The organism is Bradyrhizobium sp. cir1 (genome assembly GCF_014198245.1).
Lineage (GTDB): Bacteria > Pseudomonadota > Alphaproteobacteria > Rhizobiales > Xanthobacteraceae > Bradyrhizobium.
Genome location: NZ_JACIHE010000002.1, coordinates 768,278 through 783,817, shown reverse-complemented (window position 1 = coordinate 783,817; position 15,540 = coordinate 768,278). Strand labels below are relative to the sequence as shown.

14 protein-coding genes are annotated in these 15,540 nt (G+C 64.3%); 6 read left to right on the top strand and 8 right to left on the bottom strand.

Going from position 1 to position 15,540, the window contains the following annotated elements:
• From GGD63_RS08230 to GGD63_RS08220, 3 genes are read right to left on the bottom strand one after another with little or no spacing between them, the layout of a single operon-like run.
• Positions 1 to 957: a PDR/VanB family oxidoreductase gene (locus GGD63_RS08230; RefSeq protein ID WP_183240633.1), complete on the bottom strand. Its 957-nt coding sequence runs from the start codon at positions 955 to 957 to the stop codon at positions 1 to 3.
• Positions 954 to 1,475 (bottom strand): MOSC domain-containing protein, encoded by a 522-nt coding sequence (locus GGD63_RS08225; RefSeq protein WP_183240631.1) that lies wholly within the window; start codon positions 1,473 to 1,475, stop codon positions 954 to 956. The genes GGD63_RS08230 and GGD63_RS08225 overlap by 4 nt, the downstream gene beginning before the upstream one ends.
• A 55-nt stretch (positions 1,476 to 1,530) precedes the next feature.
• Positions 1,531 to 2,844 carry an MFS transporter gene (locus GGD63_RS08220; RefSeq protein WP_183240630.1) on the bottom strand — a complete coding sequence of 438 codons (1,314 nt, stop codon included), beginning with the start codon at positions 2,842 to 2,844 and terminating at the stop codon, positions 1,531 to 1,533.
• 355 nt (positions 2,845 to 3,199) lie between these two features.
• Here GGD63_RS08220 and GGD63_RS08215 point away from each other — a divergent pair, with 355 nt between their 5' ends.
• Positions 3,200 to 3,757, top strand: coding sequence for a helix-turn-helix domain-containing protein (locus GGD63_RS08215; protein ID WP_183240628.1), 558 nt, complete (start codon positions 3,200 to 3,202; stop codon positions 3,755 to 3,757).
• A gap of 21 nt (positions 3,758 to 3,778) precedes the next feature.
• Here GGD63_RS08215 and GGD63_RS08210 read toward each other — a convergent pair whose 3' ends face one another.
• Positions 3,779 to 4,978: a hypothetical protein gene (locus GGD63_RS08210; protein WP_246785387.1), complete on the bottom strand. Its 1,200-nt coding sequence runs from the start codon at positions 4,976 to 4,978 to the stop codon at positions 3,779 to 3,781.
• A gap of 14 nt (positions 4,979 to 4,992) precedes the next feature.
• A complete protein-coding gene (locus GGD63_RS08205) occupies positions 4,993 to 6,360 on the bottom strand; it encodes an APC family permease (protein WP_183240625.1) in 1,368 nt (455 codons plus the stop codon).
• 316 nt (positions 6,361 to 6,676) lie between these two features.
• Between GGD63_RS08205 and GGD63_RS08200 the strand changes: the two genes are divergently transcribed.
• Positions 6,677 to 7,999, top strand: a complete 1,323-nt coding sequence (locus tag GGD63_RS08200) for an alpha/beta hydrolase (protein ID WP_183240623.1) — start codon at positions 6,677 to 6,679, stop codon at positions 7,997 to 7,999.
• Positions 8,000 to 8,020: 21 nt separating this feature from the next.
• Here the strand turns inward: GGD63_RS08200 and GGD63_RS08195 are convergent, their stop codons facing one another.
• Both GGD63_RS08195 and GGD63_RS08190 read right to left on the bottom strand, forming a co-directional pair.
• The gene (locus tag GGD63_RS08195; RefSeq protein WP_183240621.1) at positions 8,021 to 8,398 is read right to left on the bottom strand and encodes a hypothetical protein; all 378 of its coding nucleotides are present in this window, start codon (positions 8,396 to 8,398) and stop codon (positions 8,021 to 8,023) included.
• A gap of 92 nt (positions 8,399 to 8,490) precedes the next feature.
• Positions 8,491 to 9,666, bottom strand: a complete 1,176-nt coding sequence (locus GGD63_RS08190; protein ID WP_183240619.1) for an MFS transporter — start codon at positions 9,664 to 9,666, stop codon at positions 8,491 to 8,493.
• Between the two features lie 17 nt (positions 9,667 to 9,683).
• On the opposite strand from GGD63_RS08190, the gene GGD63_RS08185 reads away from it, so the two are divergent.
• The 4 genes from GGD63_RS08185 to GGD63_RS08170 all read left to right on the top strand — a co-directional run bounded on the left by GGD63_RS08185 (position 9,684) and on the right by GGD63_RS08170 (position 14,638).
• Positions 9,684 to 11,441: a S8 family serine peptidase gene (locus tag GGD63_RS08185; RefSeq protein ID WP_183240618.1), complete on the top strand. Its 1,758-nt coding sequence runs from the start codon at positions 9,684 to 9,686 to the stop codon at positions 11,439 to 11,441.
• A gap of 42 nt (positions 11,442 to 11,483) precedes the next feature.
• A complete protein-coding gene (locus GGD63_RS08180) occupies positions 11,484 to 11,729 on the top strand; it encodes a hypothetical protein (protein WP_183240616.1) in 246 nt (81 codons plus the stop codon).
• Between the two features lie 210 nt (positions 11,730 to 11,939).
• The gene (gene thrS / locus GGD63_RS08175; protein ID WP_183240614.1) at positions 11,940 to 13,982 is read left to right on the top strand and encodes a threonine--tRNA ligase; all 2,043 of its coding nucleotides are present in this window, start codon (positions 11,940 to 11,942) and stop codon (positions 13,980 to 13,982) included.
• 92 nt (positions 13,983 to 14,074) lie between these two features.
• Complete coding sequence (locus tag GGD63_RS08170; protein ID WP_183240612.1) at positions 14,075 to 14,638, top strand: nitroreductase; 564 nt, start codon at positions 14,075 to 14,077, stop codon at positions 14,636 to 14,638.
• A 34-nt stretch (positions 14,639 to 14,672) separates the two neighbouring features.
• On the opposite strand, the gene GGD63_RS08165 is transcribed toward GGD63_RS08170, so the two are convergent.
• On the bottom strand, positions 14,673 to 15,536 hold the full coding sequence (locus GGD63_RS08165) for a LysR family transcriptional regulator (RefSeq protein ID WP_210315667.1): 864 nt from the start codon (positions 15,534 to 15,536) through the stop codon (positions 14,673 to 14,675).
• Between the last annotated feature and the right edge of the window lie 4 nt (positions 15,537 to 15,540).

Genomic DNA, 15,540 nt, shown 5'->3' with positions numbered 1-15,540 from the left:
TCAGAGGTCCAGCACCAGCCGCTCCGCGTCCGATCCGGCGACGCAAACCATGAGATAGCGCTCCCGCTCATAGGGCGACAGGATGCGGTCGCGATGGACCGGTCTGCCCTCGATCCATCCGACCTTGCAGGCGCCGCAGATGCCGCCGCAACAGGAGGTCGCGATGTCGATGCCGCCCTCCTGCAACGCGGCCAACATGGTCTGGCCGGCGCGCACCTGGATCTCGGTACCCGAGCGCGCAAGCGACAATGTGAATGGTTTGGCGTCGGGATCGATGATCGGTGGCGGCGCGACAAAGCGTTCGATGTGAACGTTGGCCGTTGGCCAGGCTGTGGTCAGGCGCTCGAAATCCTCGGTCATGCCTTCCGGGCCACAGCAAGCCACCAGGGTCTCCGGATCGGGATCGCCGACCAACTCCGCGAGATCCGGACGTCCCGCTCGCGACGTCCGATGCACGACGACAGTCCCCGCCTCGATCAGTGAGCCGAGATGCGCGGCGAGCGGCACCTCCTCGCGCGCGACCAGATGCAGCGTGAATTCGGCCTGCGCGGTGCGTTGGAGATGCCGCACCACGGACAGGAACGGCGTCACGCCGATGCCACCCGCCACGAACATGTAGCGCCCGATGCGCGCATCGGGCGCCAGCCCGCCGCGCGGCAATGAAACGCCGATGATATCGCCAACCCCGACGTCATCGTGAAGCGCGCGCGAACCACCGCGCCCGTCTGCTTCGCGCTTGACTGCGATGACATAGCGCGTGTTGTCCGCAGGCTCGTTGCACAGCGAGTAAGTCCGCACGAGCCCGTTCGGCAGATGCAGGTCGATGTGCGCGCCGGGCTTGAACGGCGGCAACTCCCATCGGTCAGGATCGGCCAGCGTGAACAGCTTGATGTCTGCCCCCGCCTCCTCGATGCCGGTGACGATCGTCTTGACCGTCGTAATCGGGCGCGCACTCATGCCGCATTCCGCACGGTGTCGCCGACCCTGACGATGCCGCCCTGCAGGATCCTGCAGTTGAGGCCGGAGCGATTGATCAGGGGATCGAAGATCGCCTTGCCGGTGATCTCCTCTATATGCCGGCACGGCACCGACAGCCGCGTCGCTTCCAACAGAGTGTCGCCCAGCCAGAAGCGGCGGCCGACGAGGTGGTTGAGCGGCACGCCTTCGACCGTGACATTGCGCCGATGCTCTTCGGGACCGAGCTCGATGCCGGCATCGCGTTTGAGCGCGATCAGCGTCTCGAGCTCGAACAGGGTGACCTGCCGGCCCTCTTCCGGCTTGTGCGAGTAAAACCCCTCCTCCTTGCCGATCATGTAGCGGTCGCCCTCGATCCCCTTGCCGGCGACGAGGGTGATCGTCTCGGCTGCGCGCATCGGCAGGAACGCACGCGGAGCGAGATGGAGGAAGCGCACCACGCCGGTCCAGCCGAGTTGTGCTGTCTTTTGCGCCGAGCCGGCGCTGACGATGTCGAGCATGACAAAATCCTTGTCAGAAGCGATGGCGCGCCGCAGATGGCGGCGCGCGGCGGAATCAGGTCAGTTCCTTGTTCGCCATCTCGGGCGCGAACCTGGTCGCAGTCGCGGTGATGGCGGCGCAGGCGATCAGCAGCAGCGAGACCGGCCAGGTGGCGCCGCCGCTCCACGCCATCAGAGAGGCCGCGATCAGCGGGGTCAACCCGCCGCTCAGGGCAGCACCGACCTGAAAGCCGAGCGAAGCGCCGCTATAGCGCAGCCGCGCGGAGAACAATTCGGAATACCAGGGCGCGCCGATGCCGAACATCACCATCTGACCGAAGGTGATCGCGACCACGATGGCGCAGATGACGATGGTGGAATCGCGGGTGTCGAGCAGCCAGAACAGCGGGAAGGCAAACAGCGCCGAGAACAGGCAGCTCGCGTAGAACATGGTCTTGCGGCCGACGAGATCGGACAGCCAGCCGAACAGCGGAATGGCAAGCAGCGCGACCAGCGACGCGGCAAAGGCGCCGTTCAGCACCACCGCCCGCGGCAATCCCAGAATGGCGGTGGCGTAGGACATCACGAACACGCCGCCGATGCTGGCATAGGCGATCTCGGAAATCTTGAGACCGACCGCTGTGAAGAAGGGCCTGCGGTGATGCGTGAAGATCTCGACCAGCGGCAGCTTCGCAACGTCCTTCTTGGCCTGAACCTGACGGAAGGCCGCGGTCTCCTCCATGTTGAGGCGGATGTAGAGGCCGACGCCAACCAGGAGGATCGAAATCAGGAAGGGAATGCGCCAGCCGTAAGCCATGAAGTCGCCCTCCGGCAGGCTCGCCACCAGCGCGAACATACCGATCGCAGCGAGATTGCCGATGGGATTGCCGACCTGCACCATGCTGCCGAGCAGGCCGCGGCGATGCGTCGGGCAATTCTCCACCACCATCAGCACGGCGCCGCCCCATTCGCCGCCGAGGCCGATGCCCTGGAGGAAGCGCAGCCCGATCAGCAGCAGCGGCGCTGCGATGCCGATCTGCTGGTAGGTCGGCAGCAGGCCGATCAGGAAGGTGCCGATGCCCATCACCATGATCGTGATCGCGAGCATCGCCTTGCGCCCGACCCGGTCGCCGTAATGGCCGAAGATCGCGGCGCCCAGCGGCCGCGCCAGGAAGCCGACCGCGTAGGTGCCGAAGGCGGCGATGGTGGCAAGCGTGGGATTGCCGGCGGCGAAGAAGACCTTGTTGAACACCAGTGCGGTTGCGGTGCCGTAGATGAGGAAGTCGTACCATTCGACCGCGGTGCCGATCACGCTCGACCACACGATCCGTCGCAAGCTCGCCGCCTCGTCCGGCGCTACGTTCAGGGTTACGTCGTCTGCTACGGTCATCGATCTCTCCAAAAGGTACCGGCGCCAGGGAAAAGCAGTTGGTTCGGTGCGTGGAGCCCATCGGCAGCCACGACGGTAAAATCGATCATGTTTACTGTTGGAAATCAACGCCGCGGAACGCGGCAAATGCCGACGATCGCGGCAAGGCTGACGATTTGCACTTAAATTCAGCTATTTTTCAGGCTATATCAGTTCACTTGCTCATAATATCCGCGGCCCTGCCCGAAATTTCTGCTCTTGTGTTTTCCTTTGGAATACACCCAGAGGCGACCGACGCGGCCTGCGTGGGCCGCGGGGCTGGCAGTCGGGCGCTATCTGTTGCAAAACAGGCGCGAGCAGTTCGGGAGATTCTTGCGTGCTTGACGTCAGCAAAGCGACAGCGGTCGGGGCCAACATCCGCCAGGCGCGGGTTGCCAAGGGCCTGACGCTGGACCAGCTTGCGAGGCAGAGCGACCTCACGCGCGGTTACATTTCGCTGGTCGAGCGCAACCTGAAAATCCCCTCCCTCGCCGCCCTGCTTCGGATGGCCGCCGCCCTCGAGGTCAATGTCGCAAACTTCTTCGATCCGAACGCCGAGCCGGCGCCGCGCTACACGCTGTTTCGCCGCGAAGGCGGCAACGTGCCGCTGTTCCAGGACACGTTCGGCGTGGTGCCGCTGGCAACCGGCCGAACCCGCAAGATGATGGAACCGTTCCTGCTCAGCCCGCCGCACAAGGCGGCGACGCGCGCCTCGCATGCCGGCGAGGAGCTGCTGTTCGTCATCAACGGCAAGATCGCGATCAAGCTCGACGGCGAGGAGCTGACGCTCGGCAAGGGCGACTGCCTGTATTTCTCAGGCGAAACGCCGCACGAGGTCAGGAGCCTCGGGCGGCAGAAGGCCGAGGTTCTGGTCGTTGTTGCCCAGACTCCTTGACGCCGGGCCTCAGCGAATAGCTTAGCGGAACCAGAAGAAACGCCCGGGCGGCGGCGGGATCGGCTCGGGCGGACGCGGCCGCTTCGGGCGCGGCGGTCTTGGCGGCTCGGTGGACGAAGTGGCATCGGCCGCCGGCGCGGTCTCGCTGCCCGGCACTTTCACCGACAGCAGAAGATTGGATTCATGCATGCGCCAGCGATAGCCGACGCCGAAGTCGATCGGCTGGGCGCGCGTGAACAGCTCGGCGTAGCGCTCCTGGTAGCGTCCGGGGAATTCGCTGATCGGCCCGAGGTAACGGCCGAACGGGAAGAAACGCCATTGCCGTGCATTGTAGTTGGCAAGCGGAATGCCTGAATCGTCCTGGACGATGGTGGCGCTGTTGGCGAGCAGCCAGTCGCGGACGACCGTGAAGTTGCCGGAGTGCAAGAGATAGGATGCGCTCTTGAGCAGACTGTTGCCGGGGCCGAGCGTCTCGCAGAACTTCAGGAAACCGGTCGCACGCGCGCCGGCATTCGAGAGGTCGGTCGAGAAATAGTACAGCGTGCGCACCTCACCGTCGCTGCCGGCGAAGGTGATGCGGACGCCGCGCGTCGCGTTCGGTCCCGGATTGTCGTTCCCCACATGCATCCCGCCCTTGTTGTCGAGCGCGACCATCTCGACGTTGCGGATGGTCTTGCCGGAGCGGGCAAGGAAGACATAGAGGATCGGCAAGGTGCCGTTGACCTGGTTGGTGTGCAGGTCGATCTTCATCTGCTTGGTGATGAAGAAGGAGAAGCTCAGGATCGAGCCGAGCGAGCGCTCGACATTGTAGAGCGCCGCGCCGACCGAACCGCGCGGCAACTTCGTCAGGTCGGGCACGGCACCGACCGGCTCCAGCGCACCGAGCACGTAGGTGCTGGCCTTGGAATAGAAGGCATTGGCGTAGAGGAAGTCCGGGCCGCTGAACATGTAGAACATGGTCGGCCGTGGCGCGGCCAGATTGACGTCGGCCCAGGCGCGGATCTTCGATATTTGCCGCTGCTCGAGCTGGGCGAAGGCGTTGTCGAAGAATTTTGCATGATGCTGCCAGTTGGGGTCCCTGGTCAGCGGCACCAGCGGCGAGTCCGCCGAAGGCTGCATGCCCGCGAGGAAGCGCGCGGTATCGTCAAAGGTGACGTCGGCGGCACGTGCGGACGAGACGGCCGCAGCCAGGAAGGCAAGAGCGACGGCCGCAATTCTCATGGGTCGGAACATGTCTATTCGCGGTGTGATGAATTGCCAGCGGCGACCGGCCGCCTGCGGAAAACAGCATAGATCAACAGGCCCGAGAGCATGACGAGCATCCCCGAGAGCGACTGCACCGGCCGCTCGGTCAAGAGGTAGTACATCATGAACGCGGTCACGAGCAGGAAAACGAGTGGCGTGAACGGGTATCCCCAGGCGCGATAGGGCCTGGGGAGATCGGGATCGGTGATGCGCAGCTTGATGACGCCGGCGACCGTGAAGAACGAGCAGAACAGCAGCGCGAACTGGATGAAGTCGAGCACGGCCTCGAAGCTGCGCGTGAACAGCAGCAGGGTCGCGACCGCGAGCTGGAACAGGATGGCATAGGCCGGCGCACCGCTGGCCGATCGCTTCGAGAAGACGCGCAAGGCCGGAATGTCCTCCCCCATCGTCATCATCACGCGCGGGCCGATCCACATCATCGCGCTGATCGAGGAGATCAGGCCGACACAGATCATGGCGCCGACGATCCGGCCGCCGAGGCTGCCGAAGATGGCGGTGCCGGCGACACTGGCGACGTCGAGCTGGCCGGCGAGCGCACCGACCGGCGTGGAATAGAGAAACACCGCGTTCAGCGCGACATACAGCACGAGCACGATCAGCGTGCCCGCGAGCAGCGCACGCGGCAGGCTTTGCTGCGGCGTATTCATCTCGCCGATGATGTAGGTCGCGGCATTCCACCCGGAGAACGAATACATCACGAAGACGAGCCCGATCGCGAAGGGCGCGCTGACGATATGCGCGATGTCGCCCGGCTGCGGCGTGAAGGCGATCGGCTGCGGCACACCGATGATGAAGCCGGCGACCAGGAAGGCGACGATCAGCACGACCTTCAAGATGGTCGAGATCAGCTGAAAGGTCGAGGAGTGCCTGACGCCGGTCAGTTGCACGATCGAGACCAGCCACACCACGCCGATGGCAAGCGGGATCGGCGGCAGATCGGGAATGACCGACTTGGCATATTCGCCGAAGGCCATCGCGGCGAGCGCGACGGGCGCTGCAAAGCCCACCGTCGCCGAGACCCAGCCGGCGAGAAAGCCGAAGGCGGGATGATAGGCGCGGCCGAGGAAATTGTACTCGCCGCTCGAGCGCGGAAACATCGCCCCGAGCTCGCTGTAGGAGAACACCCCGCACAGCGCGACGATGCCGCCAACGGTCCAGAGCAGGAGGATCGAGAAGCCGGACGGGATGTCCTTGACCTGGAAGCCGAGGCTGGTGAAGACGCCGACCCCGATCATGTCGGCAACGACGATCGCGGTTGCGACCAGAACGGAGACCCCGGCCCCGCTCCCGGTCAGCCGGCCAGTCCAGGGTGCGGGTCCCGCATCTGATGCCGTCATCGGGGTCCTTAACCTCAGGCGTCACGCCTCATGGGGAGCATCGTGCAGTTTGGTCCAGTCAATTCAAGCAGGGTTAACAAGGGCTAAATGAGGCAAAGGATATCGGTATTTCAGCACCGCTTATGCATGCTCCTGTGCAATAAAGCTGCGCGAACACCGGAATATCCCGCCTCCCTCCCCCACAATCAGGACACGATTGCGTGGTCCTTTCGAGCGTTCCGGATGTGGGGAAGTTTCTCCGGACGCTTAACGTCACCTAAACGCCAGTCGGCTCAATTATCTTAAACATTGCCGCTGGAATTGGGGTCATGGGTGGATGGTCGGGGCGGTTCCGAACATGAGAGCTGACATTCGTGCCGATCGGACTTCGTCCGGTCGGCACGGTCGTGCGCTCCGGGTCGGCCTGATCTCAGCCTTGGTGCCGCTGTCGCTCACGCTGGTTCAATGCGGCAAGGCGCCCGATCCCTCAGCGCTCGCGGCGCACTCGCAGGCCAATGTCCAGGTGGTCGCCAAGACCAATACCCAACAAATTGCCAGCGCCGACACGTTCGAGGATCGCTTCCCTGCTCCGCAGTTCAGGGAGCGCTTCCCCTCTGCGAGCGAGAGTTTCCTGCAACGGCAGATGTCGGACTTCTCGCCCAAGCGTGCCGTGCAACAGCAGCCGGAGCAGGCTCCCTACAAGGTCGCCTCGCTCGCGCCGCAAGTCCCCTACCAGCGTCCGCCGCGCGAAGACCTGACGACCCTCGTCAGCATGAAGTCGTCGGCCTTCCCCTATTTCGGCAACAACCCCGCATCCGACGCGCCGTTCCTCAACATCTCCAAGGGCGACCGCCGCGGCCACCGCAGCTATTCCGGACGCGTCTACTGGCAGGACGAGACCTACAGCGACAGCCGCGTGCTGGTGCACGTGCCCGAGCATTTCGACGTGCGCAAGCCGGGCGTGATCGTGGTGTTCTTCCACGGCAATGGCGCGACGCTGGAGCGCGACGTGCGCGACCGGCAGCTGGTGCCGCAGCAGATCACCGATTCCGGCGCCAATGCCATCCTGCTCGCCCCGCAGATGGCGGTGGATGCCGCCGATTCCAGCGCCGGAAAATTCTGGCAGGCCGGCGGCCTCAAGCGCTTCATGGAGGAGTCGGCGAACCACCTCGCCCGCCTCACCGGCGATCCCAACAGCGCGCGCGCCTTCGCCAACATGCCGATCGTCATCGTCGGCTATAGCGGCGGCTTCCTGCCGACGGCCTGGAGCTTAGAGGTCGGCGGCATCAGCGACCGCGTCCGCGGCGTGGTGCTGCTCGACGCCGTCTATGGCGAGATGGACAAGTTCGCTGCCTGGATCGAGAGCCACCGCTCCGGCTTCTTCGTCAGCTCCTACACCCGTTACACCGCACGGCGCGACCGCGAGCTGATGAGCATGCTGAGGCAGAAGGGCATCAGCGTCTCCGAGGACATGGACGGACCGTTGCGTCCCGGCAGCGTGGTGTTCGTCGAAACCGGCGACGGCATCACCCATCGCGACTACGTGACCCGCGCCTGGACGCGGGATCCGCTCAAGGACGTGCTGGTGAAGATGTCGGCGACGCCGGCGCTGGCGCTCACGCGGGTTGCAGCCACCGCTTCGTCGCCCTCGAGCCGATAGTCCGCGACTGAACGCGAACGCTTAGCTCTTCGGCAGCTTCGGAATGCTCTCGGCAAAGCCGTTGAAGCAGGCCAGCCGCTCGTCCTCTTCCTTGAAGAAACGGCAATCGGCGTAGCCCTTGGCCTTCGCCGGCTTCGGCTTCGGCGCCGGCGGGATCACGGCGTCGTAGCAATTGAGACGGTCCTTGGTGCCGTCATCGATCTCGAGGCAGGCCTGGAGCCGCGCCGCGATCGATTGCGGCTTGCCCTTCGGCGCGGGCGCGGCGGTTGCGGCCGCCGCCTTGGTGCCCTTGGGCTTGACCTGCACCAGCGGCTTGTCCCCGACCATCGGTGGCTTGTCGGCTTGCGCGAACGCGGAGGCTGAATAGAGCACCGCAGCAACCGCCAGAATCATCCTCATCTCAGTCAACTCTCTTTGGTCCCCATGACCGGCCTTCTAGCGCCGTATCGCGCCGTTTGCCAAGCACCTTGCGCACACGAAAGCGCGGGATTTCAGGACGTCGCAGCAGCCGGCCGGGGCCGGGTCAGGATCACCAGGATCAGCGCCAGCACGACGAAGCCGACCGCCACGAATCCGATCGTATGCAAGAGCTCGCGGGCGAACAGCAGTCCGCCGATGGCGGACCCGACGGCCTGGCCGATATAGAGGACCGAGGTGTTGAGCGCGACGGTCGCCGGCGCCAGCGGCGGCGCGGCCGCAACCAGCCGCACCTGCTGCATCGAATTGGTCGAGGCAAAGCCCAGGCCCCAGACCGCGACCGCGATCGCCATCAACGCGATGGTGCCCGCGCTCAGCGCCCAGGTGGTGATGCCCGCAAGCACGAGGCAGGTGAACAGCAGCGAGGTCCGGTAAGGCCCCCAGGTGTCGACGATGCGTGTCGCGATGGCGACCCCGAGGAAGCCGCAGACGCCGTAGATCGCGAACACCATGCCGACCGCATCGGGGCTCGCCCCGGTCAGCTTCTTCAGCAGCGGGCCCATGAAGGTGAACACCACGAACTGCCCGGACATTTGCAGCATGGTGATCGCCAGCAGCAGCAAGATCGTCCTGCTGCGGCCGACCGCGCTCCAGGTCTTCAGATCCACCGGCGTGCCCTTCAAGCCCGCCGGCAGGCGCAGCAGCAACAACAGGAAGCTGATGCAGCCGAGCGCGCCGATCTCGCCATAGGCGGCGCGCCAGCCATAGCGGCTGGCGATGAAGGTGATCAGCGGCAGACCGACGGCCGCTGCCAGCGACCAGCCGAGGAAGATATAGGCGATCGTGCTGCCGCGCCGCTCCGCCGGCACGATCAGCGCCGCCGTACCGGCCGCCTGCGGCGTGTAGAGCGCACCGACCGCTAGCATCATCAGGCGGATGATAAGGAGGCTCGTGTAGTCGGGCGCAAACGCCGAGGCGAGATTGCCGAGCGCGAGCACCGCCAGCGTCGCGGTGAGCAGCGTCCGCCGCTCGATCCGGCTGGTCAGCCACGCCGTCAGCGGCGAGCCGATGCACAGCGTCACCGCACCGAAGGTGATCAGGAGTCCGGCCGCATGGACGCTGATCCCAAGCCCCGCCGACAGTTCCGGCAGCATGCCCGCCGGCGCCAGCACCGAGCAGCCGGTGACGAGATTGCCAAGCATCAGGGCGGTTGGCGCGAAGCGGCCGGCGACGGGGGGCGAGAAATTCATGCACTTGCATGTAGTGGATGGATGTGCGGATTGAAAGCGTCCGCACGATCGAAATTCGGTCCGAAGGCGCGAAGCCTCTTGTCTTCTTGAGGTTTCTTGATGACATTAATACTATTTTTAATTGCATATTTGAAGGAACATCGATGCCGAGCAAACCGGAAGGCGTTCGCCGTTACATCGTGATGAGCAAAGACGGCTATCTTGCAGAGCCGCTCGATACCGCGAATTTGCAACCGAGCACCAGCACGATACGGCTCGCCGCGCGGGCGCGCGTAGCGGCGCCGGCCCCACAAATGCGGGTGCTGGACTCGCTTCACGACAACGGCCCCAAGCTCGTCGAAATGGCTCCGGAGGGAGAACTCAGCCTTCGTCTCAGTTCACCGGACCTGAAGATCATCCCGGAAGTCTTTTATCATCGGCAGTGGGAGCGTTTCCGCGTCCATCAGCGTCCTCCCCGGCCCGCGGCCAAGGGAACAGCCGTGAAGAAAACCACCGCCAAGAAGGCGTCCGGCAAAAGAACCGCAAGGAAAGCCGACGCGAGCCGGGTCAGGCTGGCCGCCACGGCCAACATCGCTGCAACCCGGTTCACCGTCTCGGTCGTGGCACGTTCGGGCGGCGCTCCGATCGAAGGCGCTCATATCGTTGCATTCACGAATTTCGCGGCGCGTCAGGGAGCAGAGGCAACGACGGGCGCGAACGGGCACGCCACACTGAACTTGCTCCCCCCGAACCAGCCGCTTGAGCGCGTCTATGTCTACGCTCCGGCCGGCTATTGGGGATTTTATGCCACCAGAACAACCGGCGCGAACCTTGCGGAAATCAAGTTGACGTCCATCGACGTAAGCGATCCCACGTTGCTGCTCACGCAGCTCTACAGAAGGCTCCCCACAAGTGCCGGCGACGGTGTCACCGTCGCAATCATCGACAGTGGTGTCGACGGCACACACCCCGATCTGACCAACGTGACAGGCGGCCTGAATTGCGTGAGCGACGAGGTTCGTGCCGATCCCGAGGCGGCGCAGAATTGGCGGCCCGCGTTGACCGAGGGCGAGCACGGCACGCACGTCGCGGGCATCGTCGGTGGCCGTGGACCGGCGGGCGGATTCCGCGGCGTTGCACCGGGGGTGAAGCTTCGGAGCTATCGCGTATTCCCCGATCACCCGCGGCCGCCGCCCAACAACGGCGCCAGCAACTTTGACATCGCAAAGGCGATCGACACGGCCGTCGCGGACAAGTGCGACATCATCAACATGAGTCTTGGCGGCGGCCCCAAGGACGATCTCACGCGCGCGGCCATCGACCGGGCGATCGCGGCAGGCGTGGTGGTGATTGCAGCCGCCGGCAACGACGATCGAAGCCCGGTCTCCTTTCCCGCGGCGTTCGTCGAATGCGTCGCAGTGTCCGCCATGGGGCGGGTCGGCACCTTCCCGAAGAGTTCGATCGGGACCAGCAATGTCGCCAAGCCGAAAGGCAAACCTCAGACGGGGGATTTCATCGCCGATTTCAGCAATTTCGGTCCCGAAATTGATACCACCGGAGCCGGTGTCGAGATCGTCTCCACGCTGCCCGGAACCGGTCACGGCTCGATGAGCGGAACGTCGATGGCATGTCCGGCGGTGGCCGGTTTTGCGGCCTATCTCCTTGCCAAGGACCCGGCATTGAAGCAAAAAAGCGGTTCCAGCCGTTCTCGCGCCCTTAAGGACGCCTTATATGCCGCTTGCAAGCCGGAGAATTTTGGCCGCGACTATGAAGGGTTCGGACTACCCCTTCCGTAGGACGGCGCTCGGAGGGACCGGCACATCGACGGATGGCAAGCGATGAGCGAACGCACCGTGGTCTTTCGTGCCGATCCCAAATCCGAAGCGTCCGAGAGCATCGTAAAGCGCTTGCGCGCCGGAGGCGTCGAGATCGTAGAACAACAACCGAATATGCTGCTGGTCGCTGGCGCGCCGCGGGCAATCAGCAAGGCCCTTGGCGACGCCGAGGGCTGGAAGGTAACGGAGGAGACGTCTACGCCTCCGCCCAAGACGCGCGAAAAGGTCCTGAAGCCACCATCCCGATAGATCCGCCCCGCCTGCCGCAGCCAGACCGACCGGGCAGGTCTGATCGCGCGATATGGCATATTTGGGCGCGACTGGGGCCCGAGCGCCCCGGATGATGCGTCACATTCCCTTTTCTTGGAAATGCCGGATTGCACAGGCCGAATCCCCTGATATATCGCTCGTTCCCGCTTACCTGCGCTCGTTCGCAGGAGTGAGCCTCAGGAGAAACGCATGACCGACCAGCCCAAATCCGAGTCCGGCTTCCAATACAGCCTCTCCAATCTAAAGCCCGTGACCCCCGCTCCCAAAGTCACCCTCACCTTTCCAGACGGCGCCCAGCGCCAGTTCGACAAGGGCATCACCGGCCTCGATATCGCCAAGGGCATCTCGCCGTCGCTGGCCAAGCGCACGGTTGCGATGGCGCTCGACGGCGCGCTCGCCGATCTCAACGATCCCATCGAGGCCGACGCCAGGATCGAGCTCGTCAATCGCGACGACCCGCGCGCGCTGGAATTGATCCGCCACGACTGCGCGCACGTGCTGGCGGAAGCCGTGCAGACGCTGTGGCCGGGCACCCAGGTCACCATCGGCCCCGTGATCGAGAACGGCTTCTATTACGACTTCTTCCGCAACGAGCCATTCACGCCGGAAGACTTTGCCGCGATCGAGAAGAAGATGCGCGAGATCATCGCGCGCGACAAACCCTTCACCAAGGAAGTCTGGGACCGCGAGAAGACCAAGCAGGTGTTCCGCGACAAGGGCGAGGCGTTCAAGGTCGAGCTGGTCGACGCCATTCCCGGCACCGAGCCGATCAAGATCTACTACCAGGGCGACTGGTTCGACCTGTGCCGCGGCCCGCACATGACCACGACCGGCAAGGTCGGCAACGCCTTCAAGCTGATGAAGGTGGCCGGCGCCTATTGGCGCGGCGACAGCAACAACCCGATGCTGACCCGCATCTACGGCACGGCCTTCGCCAAGCAGGAGGACCTCGACGCCTATCTGAAGCAGATCGAGGAAGCCGAGAAGCGCGACCATCGCAAGCTCGGGCGCGAGCTCGACCTCTTCCACTTCCAGGAGGAAGGTCCGGGCGTCGTGTTCTGGCACCCGAAGGGCTGGACCATCTTCCAGCAGCTGATCGCCTATATGCGGCGCCGCCTGACCGGCGACTACAGCGAGGTCAACGCACCGCAGATCCTCGACAAGGTGCTGTGGGAGACCTCGGGCCATTGGGGCTGGTACCGCGAGAACATGTTCGCGGCGCAGTCGGCCGGTGACGAGGCCGAGGACAAGCGCTGGTTTGCGCTGAAGCCGATGAACTGCCCGGGCCATGTCCAGATCTTCAAGCACGGCCTGAAGAGCTACCGCGACCTGCCCTTGCGCCTCGCCGAATTCGGCGTGGTGCATCGCTACGAGCCGTCCGGGGCCATGCACGGCCTGATGCGCGTGCGCGGTTTCACCCAGGATGACGCGCACATTTTCTGCACCGAGGACCAGCTCGCCGAAGAGTGCCTGAAGATCAACGATCTCATCCTGTCGACCTACGCGGATTTCGGCTTCACCGGCGACCTCACGGTGAAGCTGTCGACCCGCCCCGACAAGCGCGTCGGCACCGACGCGATGTGGGATCACGCCGAACGCGTGATGGCGACCGTGCTGCGCGAGATCCAGTCGCAGAACAATCACATCAAGACCGAGATCAACCCGGGCGAAGGCGCCTTCTACGGGCCGAAGTTCGAATACGTGCTGCGCGACGCCATCGGCCGCGACTGGCAGTGCGGCACCACGCAGGTCGACTTCAACCTGCCGGAGCGGTTCGGTGCGTTCTACATCGACCATGACGGCGGCAAGAAGCCGCCTGTCATGGTGCATCGCGCGATCTGCGGCTCGATGGAGCGCTACATCGGCATCCTGATCGAGCACTATGCCGGCAACTTCCCGCTCTGGCTCTCGCCGGTGCAGGCGGTGGTCACGACCATCACCTCGGAAGGCGACGAGTACGCCAAGCAGGTCCTGGAGCAGGCGCGGCGCGCCGGGCTGCGGGTCGAGATCGACCTGCGCAACGAAAAGATCAACTACAAGGTTCGCGAGCACTCGCTGGCCAAGATCCCGGCGCTGCTCGTGGTCGGCAAGAAGGAGGCCGAGACGCATTCGGTCTCCGTCCGCCGTCTCGGCAGCGACGGCCAGAAGGTGATGTCGACGGCCGAGGCCATCGCCGCGCTGGTCGACGAGGCGACGCCGCCGGACGTCAAGCGGGCGCGTGGCATCGTCTGAGCCTGAAATCGATCTAAATTCGCTTCCGGTTGCGGGCGTGCATGCTTATCTCAGCATGGCACGCCCGACGACCAGCTGAAGAGGACCTCCCCGTGCCCGACGCCATCGAACTCCTGAAGTCCCGCCGCTCGGTCAAGCCGCGCGAGATGACCGCACCCGGCCCGTCGGCGGCCGAACTCGAGACGATCCTCACCATCGGCGCGCGTGTGCCCGATCACGGCAAGCTCGCGCCCTGGCGCTTCATCATCTTCGAGGGCGACGCCCGCCGGCGCGCCGGCGAGGTGATCGCGAAGGTCTTTGCCCGCAAGAATCCCGGCGCGCCGGCCGCCGACGTCGAGACCGAGCGCAAGCGCCTCATGGACGCGCCGCTCGTGATCGGCATCGTCAGCTTCACCAAGCCGCATCCGAAGGTGCCGGCCTTCGAGCAGGAATTGTCGGCGGGCGCCAGCGCCATGAACATCGTCACGGCTGCGACCGCGCTCGGCTACGGCGCCTGCTGGCTGACCGGCTGGTTCGCCTTCGATCGCGACGTGCTTGACGGCCTCGGCCTCAAGCCGGACGAGAAGCTCGCCGGCTTTGTCCATATCGGCACGCCGACCAAGCCCAGCGAGGACCGTCCGCGCCCCACTCTGTCCGATATCGTGACCAGATTCTAGGCCCGGATAGCTCGCGCCACGAGGGCTGAAGATCTCATCTCGGCTCGAAGAACAACGATGCCAGCCGCTTCGTGAGTTCCGCCACACGCGCGTTGTTGAGACTCGCGCGAACGCACATAATCCGGCGTATGGTCGGCAACTCGGGAAGATAATAGTCCTTGGCGACGACCACCGTGCCGGGCACCTTGCTGGCAGGCACGGCGGTGAATCCCATGCCGGCTTCCACGGCTCGCAGCTTGACCTCAAAATCCGGACTGTTGAAGACGATCTTGTATGAAATCTCGTGACGTTCGAGCGTTCGCACCATCCAATCGTCGCCAGGCCACGTCAGGATCGGGATGGGAGATCCCGGACTCACCACGATCTGCTTCGCCCTGATCCAGACGAGCGGCTCTTCAATTCCCGCCACGATCATTTGGCGGATATCGCCATCCATGCGCTGTTGATCAAATATGCAGGCGATGTCGAGATATCCCTCGATCAAGGCTTTAGCGAGGGTACCGGACTGATCGACCTGGACGAAAATGCCGGAAAGACTGCCCGAAGATTGTTGCGCCTTGAAGAAATCGGTCGCGAAGAGCGAATTGAGCCCCAGCCTGACCGGCTGCGACCGATCGGTATTGCCGGACAGTCTCAGCAACTGGTCATTCGCCTCGATCATGCGCCTGGCTTGTTGCAGCGCAATCCTGCCGAGATCGCTGAGGGCCGTACCGGTTGAGGTCCGCTCGAACAACGGTCCGCCCACCAAATTCTGAAGCCTCTTCATCTGGGAACTGATCGCCGGCTGGCTCAGGCCCAACAGTTCACCGGCCTTCGACAGGCTTCCGGTCTCGGAGATCGCAATCGCAGTGCGCACGATTTCCGTAGGAATATTTACGTACCCCCTGCGTTGATTCATCTAA